Below are 401 nucleotides of genomic sequence, written 5' to 3' on the forward strand. Positions count from 1 at the left end.
AGAGGAGCAAGCTCCTCGTCTGTTCGCTCGACTTGCATGTATTAGGCACGCCGCCAGCGTTCATCCTGAGCCAGGATCAAACTCTCCATAAAAATTATGATGTTTGATTAGCTCATAAAACTAAATAGTGTTTGTAACTTATCGTTACATTTATTGGAATTAACGTTGACATATTGTCATTCAGTTTTCAATGTTCATTTCTTTAACACAAGAATTAATTATACTCGCTATTGAATTAAAAGTCAACAACTTTTTTAAAATTCTTGTAATATTTGCCACAAAAAAGACCGAATGGTCAAATGTGGTTGCCTGGCAACGTCCTACTCTAGCGGAACGTAAATCCAACTACCATCGGCGCTAAGGAGCTTAACTTCTGTGTTCGGCATGGGAACAGGTGTGAC

General features: G+C 38.7%; 2 rRNA genes. Both read right to left on the reverse strand.

Annotated elements, in window-relative coordinates:
- Positions 1 to 92 (reverse strand): 16S ribosomal RNA (locus CD127_RS11680); the annotation flags it as partial.
- Between the two features lie 215 nt (positions 93 to 307).
- Positions 308 to 401, reverse strand: a 5S ribosomal RNA gene (rrf, locus tag CD127_RS11685); the annotation flags it as partial.

The organism is Staphylococcus petrasii (assembly GCF_002902565.1).
Taxonomy (GTDB): Bacteria; Bacillota; Bacilli; order Staphylococcales; family Staphylococcaceae; genus Staphylococcus; species Staphylococcus petrasii.